We start from the raw sequence: 22,804 nt of genomic DNA, 5'->3' as shown, positions 1-22,804 counted from the left end.
TGAAGTGAACAAGAAAAATATTGAAGCAATTTATCCGCTTTCGGCTCCACAGCAAGGTATGCTCTTCGAGACACTATATGCTCCAGAGTCAGGCATCCATGTTGAGCAATTGACTGGTGTTGTTGAGGGAAAATTAGACATTTTTGCCTATGAGCAAGCTTGGCAACGGGTGATAGACCGCCACCCCATCTTAAGAACATGTTTCGTCTGGAAAGAACAGGATGAACCACTTCAGGCCGTGCTTCTCCAAGTCAAAGTCCCGCTAGAACAGCTAGACTGGCGACATCTCACATCCTCCGAGCAGCAAAAGCAACTAGAAGCTTTCTTGCACTCAGAGCGCAAACAAGGCTTAGGACTTGCCAAAGCCCCACTGATTCGCCTGACGCTAATTCATCTCGCTCAAGACCATTACCAATTTATTTGGACTCATCACCACATTCTCATCGATGGATGGTCTGGTTCTTTGATCTTCAAGGAAGTCTTAGCCTTTTACGAAGCGTTTTCTCAAGGTCAAGATTTACATTTAGAAAAACCCCGTCCATACAGGGACTACATTGCTTGGTTAAAAAAACAAGATAGTTCCACAGCAGAAACATTCTGGCGGCAGACTCTACAGGGTTTTACCAGACCAACCCCACTGGGAACGATCGCACAGCCAACTGGTTTCTCTGACCAAGAACAGCCCTACGCCGAACGAAGAGTTTTCTTGTCAGCCACCGCCACAGCAACACTGCAATCTTTGGCAAGACAACACCGCCTGACCTTGAACACGTTGGTTCAGGGAGTCTGGGCGCTGCTTTTGAGTCGTTATAGCAGTGAAGAAGATGTAGTTTTTGGCATCACCGTCTCTGGTCGTCCGTCAGAACTGGAGGGGGTTGAATTGATGACCGGACTCTTCATTAATACTTTACCAATACGGGTAAAGATTTCTCCTGAAGCATCCTTCTGGTCTTGGCTCAAAGACATCCAGACTTATAACTTAAAGCTACAGCAGTATGAATATAGCCCTGGCGGTCAAGTCCATCAATGGAGTGAAGTGCCTGGAGCATTGCCCCTTTATGAAAGCCTTTTAGTTTTTGAGAATTTTCCAGATGTATCTATTCTCCAATCCTCTGATTTAAGTCTTAATATTTGTCAGACTAGTTTTAAAGGCTCGCAAACAAAATATGCTTTGACTTTGCTCATAGTTCCAAGTTCAGAACTCATAGTTGATATCATTTACGATCAACGCTGCTTCGAGCAATCTGACGTAATTCTGATTCAAGAGCAATTCTTAAGTTTGCTAAATACCATAGTTGGCGATCCGGAACCACAGATAGCAACACTTTTAAACAGAATTCCAGTCTGTCAAATTCCCAAGTTTAGTTCACCTCAGAGACATAAGCAACAGGAATTTGGTCTTGCCTACGTAGCGCCCCGTAATCCTGTTGAGGAAGTCCTAGCCGGAATCTGGCAGCAAATTCTTGGTGTTGAGCAAGTGGGAATGGACGACAACTTTTTTGAACTGGGTGGACATTCCTTGCTTGCCACTCAAGTTATGTCCCGCGTGCGCGATGCTTTCCAGATTGAACTACCACTACGTCACTTATTTGAATCACCTACTATCGCTAGCCTAGCTAAACAGATGGAAATAGTGATGAAACTGGAACAGAAGCTAGAAACTAATGCCATTGTCCGGGTTTCCCGATCTGGCAATTTACCATTGTCGTTTGCTCAAGCTAGATTGTGGTTATTGGAGCAACTATATCCTGGCAGCTTAACTTACAACGATCTATCTGGCTTACGCCTCGTGGGTTCCCTAAATTTAGCTGTGCTGGAGCAGAGCTTGCAGGAAATAATCCGTCGTCACGAAGCGTTGCGTACTACCTTCTATATGGTAGATGGGCAACCATTTCAGGCGATCGCTCCCAGCCTAACTATTAGAATACCAGTAGTAGACTTGCGGGAGTTACCAGAAGCACAACAAGAAGGTCTTGTTCAACAACTGATTACAGAAGAATCGCAACGCTGTTTTGACCTAGTACAGGGGCCATTACTAAGATGTACTCTCCTACGTATCCACGAGCAAGAACATATAGTATTGTTCACAATCCACCATATTGTCTCAGATGGCTGGTCAATGGGTGTGTTTGTTGAAGAATTGGCAAGATTGTACCAAGCCTTCTGTGCTGAAAAACCTTCTCCACTTCCAGAACTACCCATACAGTATGCAGACTTTGCAATCTGGCAAAAACAGTGGTTGCAGGGGGAAGTATTAGAAAAACAACTGAGCTACTGGAAAAAGCAATTAGGAAGTAACCTGCCTGTACTACAATTACCTACAGTTCGCCCACGGGCAGAAGTTAAAACTAGCCCTTGTGCAACTCAATTCTTCGACATTCCCTTTAATTTATCTCAAGAATTGCAAGTGCGATCGCGCCAAGAGGGTGTCACTTTATTCATGACCCTATTGGCAAGTTTTCAAATATTACTACAACGTTACACTCAGCAGGACGACATCATTGTTGGCACTGATGTTGCTAATCGGAATCGAGCCGAAGTTGAATCATTAATTGGCTTTTTTGTTAATCTGCTGGTCTTACGCACCGATTTGAGCGGAAACCCCAGTTTCCGTGAGTTACTAGGGCGAGTCCGCGAGGTAGCATTAGGAGCTTATGCTCATCAAGATTTGCCCTTCGAGAAATTAGTAGAGGCTTTGCAACCTGAGCGGAATTTGAGTAACACATCGCCACTATTTCAGGTTTTGTTTGTCCTTCAGAATACCCCAATGCCAACCTTAGAATTGCCTGGACTAACATTAAGTTTGTTGGAAATTGAAAACAAAATAGCCAGGTTTGATTTAGCACTATTTTTAACAGAAACAGAGCAGGGAATCTTGGGTAAGTGGCAGTATAACGCTGAACTTTTTGATGCTGCTACCATCACTCGGATGACAAACCATTTCCAGACGCTACTTAACAGCATTATGTCCCAGCCTGATGTGCGGATCGGCAATTTAGAAATGCTGACTGAAGCTGAAAAGAAACAACAAGTTAGGCAAAAAAGAGAGCGCAAAGCATTTAATCAAGAAAAGTTAATCGGCATTACTCCCAAGGCGATTAGCTCGTTGCCAGAAAAATTAGTCAAAACTGGTTATTTCCAAACAGGACAAAAATTTCCGCTAGTGATTCAACCTACTAGTAACGATATCGATTTGATTGCTTGGTCTCAAATTAACCAGGAATTTTTAGGGAGAGAATTGTTAAAACATGGCGCAATTTTGTTTAGAGGTTTCAATGTAAAATCAGTATTGGAATTTGAAAATTTTGCTCAGGTAATTTCTCCCGACTTATTTGATGAATATGGTGATTTACCCCGGACTGGAGAGGGTGGTAAGGTTTATGGTTCTACTCCTTACCCGTCTGAAAAAGCTATCCTCTTTCATAACGAAAGTTCTCACTTACATCAGTGGCCTCTGAAAATTTGGTTTTTCTGCGTCCAAGTAGCACAACAAGGTGGAGAAACACCGATTATAGACTGTCGAAAAGCTTATAAAATAATCAATCCCAAACTCAGAGAAAGATTAGCTCAAAAACAATTAATGTACGTCCGTCACTATACCAATAGTCTGGATGTAAGCTGGCAAAACTTCTTTCGTACCAATGATAAATTAGTTGTAGAAAATTATTGCCGTCAAGCTATGATTGATTTTGAATGGTATGATGATAATAGTTTAATTACTCGCCAAGTTCGTCCAGCTTTGGCAGTACATCCAAAAACTAGTGAATTTGTATTTTTCAATCAAATTCAGTTACACCATATAGCATATTTAGACGCAGAAGTTAGAGAATCTTTATTGTCTACATTTGGAGATAAACAGCTACCGCGTAATGTTTATTACGGAGACGGCACTCCTATAGAAGACTCAGTTATTGCAGAAATCGATGAAGTTTATCAGCAATCTCAAACGAGCTTTCCTTGGCAGCAAGGCGATATTTTGATGTTAGATAATATGCTGATTGCCCACGGACGGAATCCTTATGTGGGTTTTCGTAAAATTGTTGTAGCAATGGGCGAAATGATTAAAGAAACATAACTAATGAGTTAATTAAAAGGGTAAAATTAGTTTATATGTAGTTAAGCATTCAGGATACTTAAAACCAGTTTTTACGAGTCTCTTAATCCACTATATCTACCATATAAGAATTATTTTAAATTTGATTATGCAATTGAGAGAAATTTTCAACTTATTAATCGCTATCAAAGGAGGATAAAAATTATGGTGCATTCCAAACAACGCAATACCAATCATGATACTATAGCTTCTATGTATGACTTGAAAGGTATAGAGCATCATGAGATTAGATTAAATTGTATAGATAGATTAATTCTAAAAAATATTCTAGAAGGAGCACACATTTTTGACCTGGGTTGCGGTACAGGGCAAATTGCACAACGATTACTGAAAAGAGGGTATCAAGTAACAGGACTTGATAGTTCTGAAGGAATGCTTAACGTTGCAAGGGAGAATGCACCAGATGGGAAATTTATTCTAGATGATGCCCGATTTTTTACATTGCCACCAACTTTCCATGCAGCTATTTCGACAGATGTTGTCCTCAACTATATCCTCAGCATTGAGGAATTTAAAGATGCATTAAAAAATGTGTATAATGCACTACTGGAAAATGGAATTTTTGCTTTTGAATTGTATTTGGAAGAATTGTGTGAATTAGATTGGATAAATAGTAATTCTGGTGGTGGTGTCAAAGATAATAATGTCTGGGTGGATATTTGGAGTTACGATACAGAAAATAAAATTGGTCGAAAGGATACTACTAGATTCCAATTAGTAAATGGTCTTTGGCAACGTTCAGACAGGAGTTTTTTCTTAAAAGCTTATTCAACAACAGAGGTTAAATCGGCTCTAGAACAGGTAGGATTTAGAAAAATTACCATATATGATACCAACCGTGATTTGGGAGTAGAGCAAAGGTCTGATACTGCTACTGCTGTCTTTGTTTGTCATAAACCGTTAAGTGAGTAGACAATATGCCAAATCAAATAACTCAGGGGTTTCGGCTTTCTCCTCAGCAAAAGCATCTTTGGTCATTACAGCAGCATAGTTTAGCTTACTTTGCTCAATGTGCTATTCTTCTTAAAGGCAATCTCAAACCAGAAGCGTTAAAAGCTGCTTTAGAGCAAGTCGTTGTTCGACATGGAATTCTGCGTACAACTTTTCAACACCTACCTGGAATGAAAATTCCGGTGATGGTTTTAGGAAATACGAAGATTTTATCGTGGCGTGACATTTATCTGAGTCATTGTGAACCAAAAAAACTCTCAAGCAAAATAGAATATTTTTTCCAAGAAGCACGCGGTTTTTCTCTCGATTTTGAGCAAGGCGCACTGTTGCATGTATCTCTACTGACGCTATCAGTAAATAAGTACATTTTACTTATCAGTCTGCCTTCTCTTTGTGCTGATACATGGACACTCAAAAATTTGGTAACTGAAATTAGCAATTCCTATTCTGCTTGCTTACAAGAAAACGCAGTATCAGAAGAAGTTGTACAATATCTCCAATTTTCCGAATGGCAAAATCAATTACTCGAAGATGAAGATGCCCAAACAGCTAAACAATACTGGGATGAACAAAAGATTTCGACACTTGCCTCTTTAAAGTTGCCTTTTGAGAACAAACTATTACAGCTATCAAAGTTTGAAGTAGACTGTTATCGGTTAAATATTATTCCTAACATAACAGCTAAGATTACCACTTTAGCTCAAAAGTATAATACTTCCGTTGCTGTCGTTTTACTAGCTTGTTGGCAAACGCTGATTTGGCGACTTACAAGACAGGCAGATATCGTCATTGGTATGGCTAGCGATCGCCGCGATTATGAAGAACTACATAACTTACTAGGACTTGTTGCTTCTTGGTTGCCAATTAAAAGTTATTTTACACCAGATTTATGTTTTAAAGAAGTTGTAGAACTAGCAAATCAAACTATAGAAGCTAGTGCAGAATGGCAAGATTATTTTGTGCCAGAACCGATAGAAAACGAGCAACTGACTTTTCCCATCGGTTTCGAGTTTGAGCAGCTACCAGAAGAACTCGTTGCTGGCGACGTATCATTTTCTCTGGAGCAATATTACAGTTGTATTGAACAGTTTAAAATAAAACTTACTTGTACTCAACGCCAGCATTCTTTAACAACAGAATTTTATTACGATATCAATTATTTTTCAGCCGATACTATTGAACGAATAGGCAGACAATTTCAAACTTTATTAACTAGTGTAACTGCTAATCCAGAAGAGAAAATTAGCCAAGTAGAGATTCTCAGTCCAAGCGATCGCCAACAATTATTAGTTGAATTTAACCAAACCCATCTTGACAATCTACAAGATAAATGCACTCATCAACTATTTGAAGCACAAGTACAAAAAACACCGAATAAAATAGCCGTTGTCTTTGAAAACCAGCAATTAACCTATGCACAGTTGAACAGCAAAGCCAATCAACTTGCTAACTATTTGCAGCAACAAGCAGTCAAGCCGGAAGTTTTAGTAGGGCTTTGTGTGGAGCGATCGCTATTGATGATTATTGGACTTTTGGGCATCCTCAAAGCTGGTGGAGCCTATTTACCGCTAGATCCAACTTTACCCAAAGATGGTTTTGCCAGCCGATTGCAGAATACCGAAATACCAGTAATCTTGACACAACAGCGATTAGTAAATGCCCTACCAACGCATACAGCACAAATAGTCTGCTTAGACACAGATTGGGATACCATTGCTCAACACAAAGATGAAAATCCTATCAGTGAAGTGACAACTGAGAATTTAGCTTATGTTTTGTTCACCTCCGGCTCCACTGGTAAACCAAAAGGAGTTGCGATCGAACATCAACAACTTCTAAATTACCTTAACGGAATTACCCAGAGGTTAGACTTATCAGCAACAACCAACTTCGCCACTGTTTCTACCTTAGCCGCAGACTTAGGTAATACTAGCATCTTTGCTGCTCTTTGTACTGGTGGATGTCTGCATGTATTGTCTGCCGAGTGTGCTACTGACTCAGCAGCCTTGGCAAAATACTGCCGCACACATCCTATTGACTGTCTAAAAATTGTCCCTTCTCACCTTGCCACGCTTCTTGCTGCTGCACCATCCGATTCCATCTTGCCGCGCCAGCAATTAATTCTGGGTGGTGAAGCTGCAAATTGGCAACTGATTGAACAGATTCAGCAGCAAGCACCATCTAGCTTAATTTTCAATCACTACGGCCCTACAGAAGCCACCGTGGGGGTTACTACCTTTGCAGTTGATCGGCAAATTAATCATGGACAGACAGTACCCCTTGGTCGTCCACTTGCCAATACGCAGATTTATCTACTGGATGAGCAACTGCAACCAGTACCCATTGGCCTACCGGGTGAATTGTACATCGGCGGTGCAGGATTAGCTAGAGGTTATCTGAATCAACCTGATTTAACAGCAGCACAGTTTATTCCCAATCCTTTTGAGGAGGCAGGAGGTAAGGCAGCCCCCGTCTTGGCGGTTCCCGTCGATGGGGGACTGCCGAACCCGAAGGGCAGGAGGCAGGTGGCAGGAGGGAGTAGATTATATAAAACTGGCGATCTAGCTCGTTACTTACCTGACGGCAATATTGAATTTATTGGACGAGTCGATCATCAAGTAAAAATTAGAGGCTTCCGCATTGAACTTGGAGAAATTGAAAGCGTATTGTGTCAACATTTGCAAGTGCAACAGGCTGTAGTTTCTGTTCAGGAAGACAATGACAACAAATTTTTAATAGCCTACATTGTTCCTAAACAAACACTCAGTGTTAGCGAACTACAAAGATTTCTGAGAGAGAAACTGCCGGAATACATGATGCCTGCAACTTTCATCATGTTAAAAGCTCTGCCACTGACACCCAATGGCAAAGTGAACCGTAGAGAACTCCCAGAATCAAATGGCGATCGCCCAGAATTGGCAGCAACTTATGAGCCACCACAAACTGAAGTAGAGCAAGCGATCGCTAATATCTGGCAACAGATGCTTCATGTTGAAAAGGTGGGTATTTATGATAATTTCTTTGATCTCGGTGGTCATTCATTACTTCTTGTGCAAATTCACGCCAAACTACGAGAAATTTTGCACACTGATATATCAGTAATTAACCTATTTGAATATCCAACCATCAACTCATTAGCTAAATATTTAACACAAGAACCAACTGAAACATCCTCTTTTGAAGAAAGCACTCAGCGTGCTGAGAGCCGCACTGCTTCTAGACAGTCAAGAGCGCAATATAGATAAATATTTCTAAAAATGACTTAAACCTTTACTAACGACAAATGAAAAATGACAACCTTCAACAAAATCAAATCGGCGACTTAGATATAGCTATTATTGGTATGTCTGGACGGTTTCCTCAAGCTAAAAATCTTGATATTTTTTGGCAGAATTTACAAGAAGGTTTGGAATCAATTTCGTTTTTTTCAGACCAGGAACTAGAGTCTATAGGGGTAGACACAACTACACTTAACGATCCCAATTATGTCAAAGCAAATGCTGTACTGGAAGACGTAGAATTATTTGATGCCTCATTCTTTGATTACTCTCCCAAAACAGCAGAAATAATGGACCCACAGCACCGTCTGTTTTTGGAAACAGCATGGGAGGCTCTAGAAAGTGCTGGTTATGATTCTAAAACCTATAAAGGTCGGATTAGTGTTTATGGTAGTGCTAGTATTAGTAGCTATTTTTTATTCAATCTTTTTTCTAACAGTGAACTCATAAAATTAATTGGTCTTGACCAAATTAGACATAACAATCGTACAGATAATCTAACTACAAGAGTTGCTTATAAATTAGACCTGAAGGGATCAGCTATCACTGTTCAAACTGGATGTTCTAGTTCCTTAGTTGGTGTTCATTTAGCATGTCAAAGTTTAATAGATCGTGAATGCGATCTAGTCTTAGCAGGTGGAGTTTCTGTAACTACCTTACAAAAAATCGGCTATTCTTATCAAGAAGGGGGAATTTTGTCTCCTGATGGACACTGCCGCGCCTTTGATGCCAAAGCACAAGGAACTGTTGGCGGCAATGGTGTAGGTATAGTTATTTTAAAACGATTAGCAGATGCGATCGCCGATCGAGATTATATCTATGCTGTGATTAAAGGTTCAGCCATTAATAATGATGGTTCAGCCAAAATTGGCTATACAGCTCCCAGTATCGATGGCCAAGCCAAAGTGATTGCAGAAGCTCTTGCCATCAGTAGAATCGAACCTGATATGGTCAGTTATGTAGAAGCACATGGCACCGGCACAGTTTTAGGAGATCCGATTGAAATTGCAGCACTAACTAAATCTTTTCGCGCCAGAACTCAGAAAAATAATTTCTGTGCCATTGGTTCGGTAAAGACGAATATCGGACATTTAGATACCGCAGCTGGTGTTGCTAGTTTAATCAAAACTGTTCTCGCACTCAAACACAAGCAGATACCACCCAGTTTGCACTATAAGCAGCCCAATCCCCAGATTGATTTTGCGAACAACCCCTTTTACGTTAACGATAAGCTGTCAGAATGGAAGTCAAACGGACACCCTAGACGCGCAGGGGTCAGTTCCTTCGGCATTGGTGGCACTAATGCTCATGTGATTCTAGAAGAAGCCCCTGTGGAGAAGCAGGGGAGGCAGGGGGAGCAGGGGAGGAAATATCATTTGTTGGTTGTTTCTGCGAAAACGGAATCAGCGTTAGAGGCAGCTACGACAAATCTGGCTAATCACCTCAAACGCTATCCTGATTTAAACTTAGCTGATGTTGCTTACACTCTGGGGATAGGTCGTCGAGCTTTTGACCATCGTCGGATGGTAGTTTGTCAAGATATTGAAGATGCAATCAAAGTTTTAGAGACAAAAGACCTGCAACGAGTTCTCACCCACTATCAAGAACCTGGTGAGCCAGAAGTTGTGTTTATGTTTCCTGGTCAGGGGTCGCAGTATGTAGGGATGGGTCGAGAACTGTACCAAACTGAGCCAATTTTCCGGGAACAGGTTGATGATTCCTGTGAACAACTCAAACATATATTAAAGCTAGACTTACGGACTATTCTGTATCCCAGCGAAAAACAGACTCAATGGGCGACACAGCAATTAACCCAAACTCATATCACCCAGCCGGCGCTATTCGTGGTTGAATATGCCTTAGCACAGTTGTGGTTGGCTAAGGGAGTCTGTCCTAGTGCAATGATTGGTCATAGTATAGGAGAATATGTCGCCGCTTGTTTAGCTGGGGTATTTTCTCTAGAAGATGCATTGATGCTAGTTGCTAGGCGTGGGCAATTGATGCAGCAACTACCTTCAGGAGCAATGCTTGCTGTGGCACTACCAAAGAGAAAAGTTATACCGATGCTAAGTGATAAACTCTCTTTAGCAGCAATCAACGCACCAGAACGTTGTGTAGTTTCAGGATTAAGTTTAGAGATAGAAGATTTGCAAAACCGCTTAACTGAGCAAGGGGTTGACTGTCGTCTTCTTCGTACCTCCCATGCCTTTCATTCTCAAATGATGGACTCGGTTATTGAGCCATTTATGAATTTGTTAGCAAAAGTCAATCTTAATCCACCAAAAATCCCATTTTTATCTAACTTAACTGGCACTTGGATTACTACAGAAGAAGCAACAGATAATAGTTATTGGGTTAAGCATTTGCGGTCATCAGTACGCTTTGGCGATGGCATTAGTGAATTGTGCAAACAGTCAAATCGGATTTTTTTAGAAGTTGGATTTGGTCGCACTTTAAGTACTTTAACTAAGCAACAGTCACAGGGACAATTGGTGCTTTGCTCCATAGGTCATCCTCATGACCAACAATCTGAGGTTGCATTCTCGTTGAATACTTTGGGAAATTTGTGGCTGTACGGTGTACAAGTTGATTGGTCAAGTTTTTATGCTCATGAAAAACGTTATCGACTACCTTTACCAACTTACCCATTTGAGCGTAAAAGATACTGGATTGAGTCTAGTAAAGTTAATGATTTGAATCAATTGCAGAATGAAAAGATTAATCATTTGGGAGATAAATCACAAGATTTATTTGTTGATTCTCATCAAAATAATATCCTTCAATTGCATAACAGAGGTAAAAAATATGATAATTTTCTTGAAAAGATTATCAACAAACAAATTACTGTTATGTTTCAGCAGTTAGAGGTGTTAGAAAAAGATATATAGCAATTCTATATAAATCGCAAATCTTATTTTAACTAACCACTAAGACGTCAAGATAAAAAAGCAAATATTTTATAAATCATTTAGGACTGCTATTAAATACATTTAGTGATAAATAAATTTTGAAAAAATATTATGAATAAAGATTCGCAATATCAGAAATTAGTATTAAGCCTCAAGGACATTGTGAGTGAGTCATTGGGAGTCAAATCATCTGCAATAGATATTCATACTCGGTTTCTAGAGATGGGTGTTGACTCTCTGATATTGCTGCAAATAAACCGCGCCATTCAAAAACAGTTAAGTATTAATATTCCTTTTCGTTTATTACTTGAAGATTTATCAACAATTCATGCCTTAGTAACACACATAGCGCAAGAACTATCTCTAGAAGATATCATTACAGAGGCTTATTTTGAAGAATCAACACTTGCTGTTAAGGCTTCAGATACACAAGAGTTTGAGCAAGAAGATGAAAAATCTGTAACAGGTACAATGCTGGAACAAGTAATAGAACAGCAGCTTCAGCTAATGTCTAAACAGCTAGATATTTTGCAAAAAGCAGGTTCATCTAAGAAGAGATTACCTTTACAAGCAGCAATGCCATCTGCTCCTGTTCAGCATAAATCTGGTTTTCAAGAAAGTCCATCATCGATTCAAGCTGAGTTTAATCAACAACTCATAAACCAAACAATTGAGCCTCAAATTCTGGCAAATGCCCAACAGCTTGAATCAGAATCAAAGATGTTAACTCCCCATCAACAAAAACATTTAGATTATTTAATTGCACGTTTTGTCAAACGTACTTCAGAATCTAAGCGACTCTCACAAACTTATCGTTCTTACCATGCTAATAGCAGAGCGATAACAGGGTTTCTGCCCTCAATTAAAGAGATGTTATATCCCATCCACGGACAGCGTGGAGAGGGAGCCACGCTCTGGGATGTTGATGGCAACGAATACGTAGACATTTCTATGGGGTTTGGCGCGCTTTTATTTGGTCATTCGCCTTCGTTTGTCATTGATGCGATTCAAGAACAAATAAACCAAGGTATACTGCACGGCCCACAATCGCGTCTTGCCGGTCAAGTTGCGGAGTTAATTTGTCAACTGACAGGCGCACAACGGGCAGCTTTTTGTAACGATGGCTCAGAAGCCGTGATGGGAGCAATACGCCTAGCACGCGCTACCACAGGACGCTCCAAGATTGCTTTATTCGCTGGTTCTTATCACGGTATATATGATGGGATATTGGTGCGAGGAGTAACAACCAGCGAAGGAACGCGGCGTTCTATCCCTAGAGCTATAGGTATTCCATCTTACATTGCTGATGATGTTATTGTACTCGACTATGGCCAACCTGAATCCCTAGAGATTCTCAAAACTCATGCTCACGAACTAGCGGCAGTTCTGGTAGAGCCGATACAAAGCAGTCGGCCAGATTTGCAACCCAAAGATTTTTTGCTCCAACTCAGACAACTAACTCAAGCAACAGGAACCGTATTAATTTTTGATGAAGTGATTACTGGCTTTCGGATGCACCCAGCTGGTATTCAAGGATTATGGGATATTCAAGCAGATTTGACCACTTATGGTAAAGCTGTTGCCGGTGGAATGCCAATTGGGGTGATAGCTGGCAAAGCAGCTTTGATGGATACCCTAGATGGTGGGATGTGGAACTATGGAGATGAATCTTATCCTCAAGCAGAAACCACAGTGTTTGCGGGTACTTTTTTTAAACATCCTTTGGTAATGGCTGCGGCTTGGGCTGCGCTCAACCATATTAAGAACAGCGGCCCGAAGCTACAGCAGGAGTTATCTCAAAAAACAACGAGATTAGCCCAGACTCTTAATAGTTACTTTGAACAAAGGCAAGTTCCTATTCAAGTCGTCCATTTTGGTTCGCTGTTTCGTTTTATAGCTTCATCTCCTCTCAAGTTTGGTCAATTGTTTTTCTACCATCTGCTGGAAAAAGGCGTTTATGTCTGGGAAGGACGCACCCTTTATCTGTCTACGGCTCATACCGATGCAGATATTGAATATATAATTCGAGCAGTGAAGGAAAGCGTAGTAGAAATGCAACAAGGGGAATTATTACCATCTTCCCCAATTTCAACAACGCTCAAAATTCCCCTGACGGCAGCACAAAAAGAATTGTGGTTTTTAGCACAAATGGGAGATGAGGTTTCCCGCGCCTATAACGAATCGAGAACTATCCACCTACGGGGAACTTGCAATTTATTGGCAGTACGTAAGGCTGTTCAAGAAATTATCAATCGTCACGAAGCGCTGCGAACTACTTTTAGCCCAGATGGGGATGAGCAATTGATTCATTCCACTTTGACTATAGACATTCCTGTGAGCGACTTTTCAACTTTAGATAAAAGTCAACGAGAAGCACCGCTATCGGAGTTCTTAGCACGAGAAGCTCAACAAATTTTCCATTTAGAAAAAGGGCCATTACTGGGCTGCCACATAGTCAAGTTAGAGGAAGATCATCATCTTGTGGTTCTGACGAATCATCACATTGTTGCTGATGGTTGGTCGATTGGCATTTTGCTACGAGAACTAGCTGCAATTTATTCAGCAGAGTGCCAGGGTATTCCTAGCCAACTTCCGCAACCGATGAAATGGAGTGAGTATGCTCTGTTGCAAGTAGAAAGGCAGCAGAGTCCAGAGATGACAAAAGCTGAAGCTTATTGGTTAAGTCAATTTGCGAGCTCAGTACCTGTGTTGGAATTACCAACCGACCGTCCTCGACCACCAATATTTTTGTACACTGGTGGGCGAGAAAATATCATCCTTGATTCAACATTATATAATGCTCTGAAAAATTTAAGTGGACAACGCGGTTATACTTTATTTACGATTCTTTTAGCAGCATTTATAACATTATTACAACGATTGACGAATCAACAAGATATCGTTGTTGGTATTGCTTCAGCCGGACAATCTGCGATCGCAGATGAATCTCTTGTTGGTCACTGTGTTAATCTATTGCCTATACGTAGCCAAGTTATTGGCAACCCAGGATTCACGGAGTATTTGAGTGCAATCCAGCAGGTATTGTTAGATGCTTACGAGTATCAAATTTATCCATTTATTAAACTAATTGAAAATTTAAAGTTACCACGAGATCCTAGCCGTACCCCTCTCTTTACCACAGGGTTTAATTTGGACAAAGCTCAATTTGAGTCAAAGTCCTTAAAGCAAGAATTTGAGGTTGCTAAAAATTCTACCAGTGCTACTAAGCTTGATATTAATTTAAATATTTTTCAGACAGATAATGAGCTACTAGTAGAACTGGAATATAATACCGATCTATTTGACTCCCAAACAATCCAGCGTTGGCTCAGACATTACGTAACCTTACTAGAAGGTATTGTTGCTAATCCAGAGCAGCCCCTTGCAGAATTACCTCTATTGACGAAAACAGAACAACAACAGTTGTTGGTGGAATGGAATAATACTCAAACTGAGTATCCTGGGGAGTATTGTATCCATGAGTTATTTGAAGTTCAAGTGGAGCGATCGCCCGATGCCATTGCTGTGATCTGTGAAGACAAACAGTTGACATATCAACAACTGAATGCTAAAGCAAATCAGCTAGCACACTATCTGCGATCGCTCGGCGTAAAACCAGAGGTCTTAGTGGGAATCTGCGTGGAGCGATCGCTTGAAATGGTGATTGGAATTTTAGCTATCCTAAAAGCAGGTGGAGCCTACTTGCCATTAGATCCTGCATATCCGCAAGAACGTTTAGCGTTTATGTTGGCAGATGCTCAAGTATCAGTGTTGCTAACACAACAAAGACTAGTCAAGGAACTACCGCAACACCAAGCTCAAGTTATCTGTTTAGACTCTGACACTCAAACTTTGATCGCAGAGCAAAACCAAGAAAATTTTGTTAGTGGAGTTCAACAAGCAAACCTTGCTTACGTTATCTATACCTCTGGTTCTACAGGAAAACCCAAGGGCGTGATGAACTCTCACCAAGGCTTAAGCAATCGCTTACTTTGGATGCAAGATGCTTATCAATTAACAGCAACTGACCGAGTTTTGCAAAAGACTCCCTTCAGTTTTGATGTCTCCGTTTGGGAATTCTTCTGGCCTTTATTTACGGGTGCACAGTTAATTTTAGCTAAACCAGGAGGTCATCAAGATAGCGCCTATCTTGTGGAACTAATTAGCTTTAAGCAAATTACTACATTGCACTTTGTCCCCTCAATGTTGCAAGTATTTCTAGAGGAGCTGGGGCTGGACAAGTGTAGTAGTATCAAACGAGTTATTTGTAGTGGTGAAGCACTTTCATTTAAGCTTCAACAAAAATTCTTTACTCGTCTAGATTCACAACTGTATAATCTCTATGGCCCAACAGAAGCAGCTATTGATGTTACCTTCTGGAACTGTCAATGCAGTAGTAATCTGCCAATTGTTCCTATTGGTCGCCCGATCGCCAATACCCGTATATATATATTAGATCGGCATCTGCACCCTGTTCCCATTGGAGTTCCAGGTGAATTACATATTGGTGGTGTAGGGTTGGCGCGGGGTTATTTGAATCGTCCCGATCTTAGCAGCCAAAAGTTTATTCCTAGTCCTTTTGCGTCTGGAGAACATCTGTACAAGACAGGAGATTTAGCACGTTATCGTGACAATGGAAACATCGAATTTTTAGGAAGAATTGACTATCAAGTTAAAATCCGGGGTTTCCGTATCGAATTAAGTGAGATTGAGACGAGATTGAACCAACACGCTAAAGTACGCGAAGCCGTGGTGGTGACTTGGGACGAGGAACTTACTGACAAGCGGTTAGTAGCTTATGTCAGTCCTCAACCCAACCAAGAACTTACAGTTATTGAACTGCGTAGCTTTTTGAAAGATAAGTTACCAGAATACATGATACCTTCTGCCTTCGTACTACTGCAAACTCTGCCGCTAACGCCTAACGGCAAGTTGGATCGGCGCTCACTACCAGCACCAGAAACTATCCGCCCAGAGCTAGAAGCTGCTTATGTCATGCCCCAAACACAAATGGAACAAACTATCGCTACTATTTGGCAAAAGGCTCTCAATATCGAGAAGATAGGCATTCACGACAACTTCTTTGAACTTGGTGGTCATTCATTACTTATGGTTAAGGTTCATAGCCAATTACGTGAAATATTTCAAACCGATTTATCAATGATCGACATGTTTAGATATCCAACCATAAGCTCTTTAGTAGAATGCTTTACCACAATCAAAAATCACACATCATCCTTTCAGAAAACTGAGATTAAAATTGAGAAGCTTAAAGATGGTAAAGCTCAACAACAAAAACGTCTGCAAAAACTAAAGTCAATTAGTAAGAATTTAGGAGTTAAGGAATAATCCTGCAAAATTTTCTGCAAATACTAGCTTATAAATAGTAATTATCAAGAGATTATTTAGAAATACTAAAGGATTTAAAGAATCATGAATGATTCAACAGCATCTACTCCCAAAACAGGCTCAGAAATAGCGATTATTGGTATAGCAGGAAAATTCCCTGGAGCCAAAAATACTGACGAATTTTGGCAAAATCTCCAAAGAGGTGTAGAGTCAATATCTATTTTTACTGATGAAGAACTATTAGCTTCTGGGATAGATGCAGCGACACTTAATAACCCAAAGTTTGTCAAAGCACGAGCTGTATTAGAAGATGTAGAACTTTTTGATGCTTCATTCTTTGGCTTCAATCCCAGAGAAGCTGATATTACCGATCCACAACATCGTCTATTTTTAGAATGTGCATATATTGCCCTTGAAGATGCTGGCTATGACTCAGAAAATTATCAAGGTTCTATTGGAGTTTACGCCGGAGCTAGCTTCAGTGGCTACTTACTCAATGTTTATTTAAACGAAGATATTATTAAATCTATAGATTATCACCAACTAGCGATCGCAGGTGACAAAGACTATTTAACTACCCGCGTTTCTTACAAACTTAATTTAGAGGGGCCAAGTTACACTGTTCAAACCGCCTGCTCAACTTCATTGGTTGCTGTGCATTTAGCTGCTCAAAGCTTACTCAATGGAGAATGTGATATGGCTTTGGCTGGTGGTGTTTCCATAAATTCTTCTAGAAAAACTGGCTATCTTTACAAAGAAGGGGGAATTGGTTCTCCCGACGGACACTGCCGCGCTTTTGATGCTCAAGCACAGGGAACTGTTGGTGGCGAAGGTGTAGGCATTGTGGTTTTGAAGAGATTAGACGATGCTCTAGCAGATGGAGATACCATCCATGCCATCATTAAAGGTTCCGCTGTCAATAACGATGGATCTTTCAAAGTTAGTTATACAGCACCGCGTATAGATGGTCAAGCCAAGGTGATTAGAACTGCTCAAGTTGTTGCCGAGGTTGAACCTGAAACGATTACCTACATTGAAGCTCATGGCACAGGAACCTCACTAGGAGATCCCATTGAAATCGCGGCGTTAACACAAGCTTTTCAAGCTAGCACTGAGAAGAAAGGCTTTTGCGCCATTGGTTCGGTGAAAACCAACATTGGACATTTAGACGCTGCTGCTGGGGTAGCAGGTCTGATCAAAACCGTCCTAGCCCTGAAACATCAACAGATACCACCTAGTTTGCACTTTCTAGAACCATCACCGCAAATTGATTTTGCTAACAGTCCTTTTTATGTCAACGCCAAACTTTCCGAATGGACAACAAACGGCATTCCTCGCCGTGCTGGAGTTAGTTCTTTTGGAATTGGTGGGACTAATGCCCATGTGATTTTGGAAGAAGCTCCGGTAGGGGGGCAGGGGGAGCAGGGGAGGAAATATCAGCTGTTGGTTCTTTCTGCGAAAACGGAATCGGCATTAGAAACAGCTACGGCGAATCTGGTTAATCATTTTCAGCAATATCCTGAGTTGCATCTTGCTGATGTGGCTCATACTCTTGGTGTCGGTCGTCGAGCTTTTGATTATCGCCGGATGGTGGTATGCCAGGATCTGAACGATGCACTAAAAGTGCTTGCTACTTTAGATACACAACGAGTTTTCACCCAATACCAACCGTCTGGTAATCGTCCTGTGGTGTTTATGTTTTCTGGGCAAGGAACGCAGTACGTGAATATGGCTAGAGAACTCTACGAGAGTGAGCCAACCTTTACACTTGCAGTTGATCGTTGCTGTGAACTACTGCAACCACATCTAGGTTTTGACCTCCGCCATATACTGTATCCAAATGAGACACAGAACGTAAAAGCAACGGTGGAACTCCAACAAACATCTGTTGCCCAGCCAGCACTGTTTGTCATTGAATACGCCCTAGCTCAATTGTGGATGGCATGGGGTGTACAGCCAGAGGCAATGATTGGTCACAGTATTGGGGAGTATGTAGCTGCCACTTTAGCAGGAGTTTTTTCTCTGGAAGATGCCCTAATGCTAGTCGCCATTCGAGGACGACTGATACAGCAACTTCCCAGTGGGGAAATGCTCTCTGTCCAGCTTCCCGAAGAAGAAGTACAACCTCTGCTAAATAGCCAACTGTCTTTAGCCGCAAGCAATGGGCCTTCTTACTGCGTGGTTTCTGGTGCAACTGAAGCAGTTAATAGATTGCAACAACAACTAGAGTCCAAAGGTGTAGCTTGTCGAAAGTTGCATACTTCTCATGCCTTTCATTCTCAGATGATGGAGCCAATTCTCCAGCCATTTACACAGCAGTTACAAAAACTTCAACTTCATCCCCCAACAATTGAGTTTGTGTCTAACGTCAGTGGCACTTGGATTACTGTAGCCCAAGCAACAGACCCCAACTATTGGGTAAAGCACTTACGGCAGACAGTGCGCTTTAGTGAAGGGATGACTGAGTTGTTCAAAATACAGGAGCGGATATTTTTAGAGGTTGGGCCTGGAAGGACTTTAAGTACCTTTGCTAAACAACATCACCAGGATAAACTGGTGGTACTAACCTCAATCCGGCATCCACAAGAGCAACAGTCAGATGTCGCATTTTTACTCAACTCTTTAGGGCAACTCTGGCTTTTTGGTGTCAAAGTAGACTGGTGTGGTTTTTATGCTCACGAGCAACGCCATCATATTCCTTTGCCAACTTATCCATTTGAACGCCAACGTTATTGGATTGAACTACAAAAACAGCCACATCTAGCAGGACAATCTCAACCAAAAGCAACTGCAACTGAGTTAAGAAAATCTCTCGTAGAAGCTTGTAGAGTAAAGGCTCTTGTTAGCATCGCTACACTAGACGCGCAAACTTATTTGCTGAACAAACAGTGTTTGGATCGTTTGTGTATTGCCTACATAAACCTTGCTCTCCAGCGTTTAGGTGCTTTTAACAACTCCAATCAACAGTATTCTTCTAAAGAGTTGTGTGAGCAATTTCAGATTATTCCTCGCTATCAACAATTGTTGTGTCGCTTTTTAGATGTACTAGTAGAGCAAGGTCACTTACAACAAGAAAAGGATTTATTTACAAATCTTGTTCCCTGTTCCATCGACTCTATTAATACTTTGGTAGAAGAAGTTAAAATCAGATACGTAGATACACTCCATGAGCTAAATCTAGTCCGGGAATGTGGCGAGAATCTGCCAAATGTACTGATTGGCGAAAAAGAACCATTAGAGTTGTACTTTGCGGTCAAAGACAACAAATCAGAGCCAGAAGCAAATTCCGAATTGCCTCTGAATACCCACTTACAAGGGATCATGCGAGCAGGTATGGAACAGGTGGTAAAGTCATTACCATCTGACATTAACCTGAGAATTCTAGAAATTGGTGGTGGACAGGGTATTGCCACGACAGAATTGCTACCTCTGTTGCCATCTGAACGAACTAACTATACTTTTACAGATGTCGGTGGTTTGTTTTTGAATCAAGCCAGACAGCAGTTTAGCGCTTATCCATTTGTTGAATATCATTTTCTAGATATTGAGAAACCGCCAATTACACAAGGATTCAACAGCCACAGCTTTGATGTGGTGGTAGCTGTTAATGTATTGCATGTAACCCGGAACATGACAAAAACCCTAGAGCATGTGCGATCGCTATTAGCTCCTGGAGGATTCCTGCTATTGTGGGAGATAACTCAACCACAATTAAACTTTGATATTACCGATGGTCTGTTGATGAATCCGTTAGAGGATGAAGGACGCAGCCGTGGTAATCCATTTTTATCACAGGAGCAATGGCAGGATGCACTACGTTCTCATGGGTTCGTTGAGGTAGCAGCTGTCTCTGAAACTGAAGCTTTCGGCGAACAGATTTTAGTGGCTCAGACTGCTGCATCGGTAACTGACTCAGCACCGACAGCATTTACAGTCACAAAGCAAAAAACTCCTAAAGAGCAATACCAAGACTTATTAAGTAAAAAGCCAGATATTGCTGACTGGTTTTACATCCCTTCTTGGAAACGCACCATACCGCCGCAGCCTTTTCAACCCGGACTTGGGGTAACTCAACCAGGATGCTGGTTAGTGTTTGTGGATGAGTGTGGCTTGGGTGAAAGGTTGGTAAAACGACTAGTACTTGAAAAGCAAGATGTTATTACCGTCAAAGTTGGAGAGCAATTTCAACAAAGTCGCGAATATTCTCAACACACATATACAATTAACCCTGAAAAAGAAAATGACTACAACAGCTTACTCAAAGAACTTCGGACTCTGGGTAAAATCCCAAAAAGGATTGTTCATCTGTGGAGTGTGACACCAAATAGTTACACAAACTCAGCAATTGAAGCTTTAGGCTGGTCGAGTTTATTGTTTTTGGGGCAGGCGATCGCAGAAAATAATCAAATAGATGCTGTAGAAATTGGCATTGTCTGCAACAATTTGCAGGAAGTTACAGGTTCAGAAATCCTGTGTCCAGAAAAGGCATTAGTTCTTGGAGCTTGTAAGGTTATGCCATTAGAGTATGCAAATATAACCTGTCGCAGTATTGATGTTGTAATTCCTGAATCAGAAAGTGGAGAAGAACAACTCACCAAAGCGCTAATAGCAGAACTTACAACCCATACATCTGACCAAGTTATTGCTTATCGTGGACGTAATCGCTGGGTACAAGATTTTGAACCTGTTCAATTACATGGAACCGTTGCGGGAAATCTCCTCCGAGAGCAGGGAGTATATCTCATTACTGGTGGATTAGGAGGTGTTGGTCTACTGCTGGCAGAATATCTAGCACAAACCGTGCAAGCAAAACTGATCTTACTAGGGCGTTCAGCTTTTCCCGACCAAGATAAGTGGTCTGAATGGTTATCTACTCACGATCAGCAGGATAGCATCAGCCAAAAGATCCAAAGATTGCAGGCTATGAAAACATTAAGTGCAGAGGTAATGGTAGTCAGCGCCGATGTTAGCAACCTTGACCAGATGTCAGCAGTGCTTAAAAGAGCCAATCAGCGATTTGGTGAGATTCATGGAGTAATTCATGCAGCCGCAGTTTACGGCGGAGGAATGATGCAACTCGCCACAAAAGAAACTGTAGCAAGTGCTTTAGCACCGAAAGTGCAAGGAACACGAGTACTTGAAACTCTCTTTCAGGAGAGCAAGCTAGATTTCTTTGTACTCTGTTCATCCCTAAGTTCCTTTGCTGGCACATCTGGAATGGTAGATTATACTGCTGCAAATGCCTTTCTTGACTCATTTGCTCAATACAGTGCTGCTAAATATGGAACATGGAAATTCATTAAGTCTATTAACTGGGATAGATGGAACAACGTTGGAATGGCGGTTCCTGTCGAAGCACGGCATCAGGAAATCACAGGAAAAGAGTTGATAGCAGGAATGGCGGCTTTTGAGGGCATAGAGGCATTTAAACGTATTTTATGCAGTAGCACAGTTTCTCAGGTCATCGTTTCAACACAAGATTTTCTCAGCTTAATTAAGCCAAAGGAATCTGCTGAGTCCTTGGAGGAAAAATTAGCCGAACTGAGTCAATATAAACCAACTCACCCCCGCCCTAATTTGGCGAATACTTATGTTGCTCCTGGCAATGAAATCGAGCGAAACCTTGCTGACGTTTGGCAACAACTCTTAGGTATTGAAAAAGTAGGCATTCACGATAATTTCTTTGAGTTAGGAGGAGACTCTTTATTTGCAACTCAATTAGTTTCTCAATTGTGCAAAGTTTTCCAAATAGAACTCTCTTACAAAGGCTTCTTTAACGGCCCGACTGTAGCTGAGTTAGCTGAAGTTATTGTCCAAAAAATGGCCGAGCAAACAAATTCAGAGGAATTAGCTAGAGCCATAGCAGAGATTGAACAACTATCAGAAAATGAGGTACACGCAATAATTACTTCGCAAAAATAAGTAATTCACTTGATTTCAATGAAATGATAAATACTTCCAGAATAAATATAACTACGTAAACAATTAAAGGTTTGTAGTGAGGGCTTCAGCCCTACTTTGTTCGCGTAGCGTCTCGGAGAGAGGGATGAAGCCCTCACTACAAAATAGTTTCAATGTTTTTTACATTAGTTAATATAGTTTGAATTATTCTCACTGACTTACTTAAATTCTGCTATCGATTTTTTACAAACCTAAAGGGACAGATATTGAAATGGACTTTATTACATATGTTTTTATTGAGA

The 22,804-nt window shown here is 41.0% G+C and carries 5 protein-coding genes and 1 pseudogene; all 6 read left to right on the top strand.

Annotation, left to right across the window (positions count from 1 at the left end):
• The first annotated feature begins 4 nt into the window (after positions 1 to 4).
• Positions 5 to 4,075, top strand: coding sequence for a condensation domain-containing protein (locus RMY63_RS02365; RefSeq protein ID WP_322727152.1), 4,071 nt, complete (start codon positions 5 to 7; stop codon positions 4,073 to 4,075).
• Between the two features lie 183 nt (positions 4,076 to 4,258).
• Positions 4,259 to 5,026 carry a class I SAM-dependent methyltransferase gene (locus RMY63_RS02360; RefSeq protein ID WP_322727151.1) on the top strand — a complete coding sequence of 256 codons (768 nt, stop codon included), beginning with the start codon at positions 4,259 to 4,261 and terminating at the stop codon, positions 5,024 to 5,026.
• A 5-nt stretch (positions 5,027 to 5,031) separates the two neighbouring features.
• Positions 5,032 to 8,310 (top strand): amino acid adenylation domain-containing protein, encoded by a 3,279-nt coding sequence (locus tag RMY63_RS02355; protein ID WP_322727150.1) that lies wholly within the window; start codon positions 5,032 to 5,034, stop codon positions 8,308 to 8,310.
• Positions 8,311 to 8,348: 38 nt separating this feature from the next.
• Positions 8,349 to 11,028, top strand: a pseudogene (locus RMY63_RS02350) (type I polyketide synthase); the annotation flags it as partial.
• A gap of 335 nt (positions 11,029 to 11,363) precedes the next feature.
• Positions 11,364 to 16,601, top strand: coding sequence for a non-ribosomal peptide synthetase (locus RMY63_RS02345; protein ID WP_322727149.1), 5,238 nt, complete (start codon positions 11,364 to 11,366; stop codon positions 16,599 to 16,601).
• 84 nt (positions 16,602 to 16,685) lie between these two features.
• A complete protein-coding gene (locus RMY63_RS02340) occupies positions 16,686 to 22,523 on the top strand; it encodes an SDR family NAD(P)-dependent oxidoreductase (RefSeq protein WP_322727148.1) in 5,838 nt (1,945 codons plus the stop codon).
• Positions 22,524 to 22,804: the final 281 nt, after the last annotated feature.

Source organism: Nostoc sp. ChiQUE01b (assembly GCF_034531255.1).
GTDB lineage: Bacteria > Cyanobacteriota > Cyanobacteriia > Cyanobacteriales > Nostocaceae > Nostoc.
Note: the sequence above shows the minus strand (reverse complement) of the source record. Positions and strands in the feature narration are given on the sequence as shown.

Bases quoted from the DNA above. Each gene is read 5' to 3' on its own strand.
- RMY63_RS02360 (WP_322727151.1), top strand. From the start codon at position 4,259: ATGGTGCATTCCAAACAACGCAATACCAATCATGATACTATAGCTTCT.
- RMY63_RS02340 (WP_322727148.1), top strand. From the start codon at position 16,686: ATGAATGATTCAACAGCATCTACTCCCAAAACAGGCTCAGAAATAGCG.
- RMY63_RS02355 (WP_322727150.1), top strand. From the start codon at position 5,032: ATGCCAAATCAAATAACTCAGGGGTTTCGGCTTTCTCCTCAGCAAAAG.
- RMY63_RS02345 (WP_322727149.1), top strand. From the start codon at position 11,364: ATGAATAAAGATTCGCAATATCAGAAATTAGTATTAAGCCTCAAGGAC.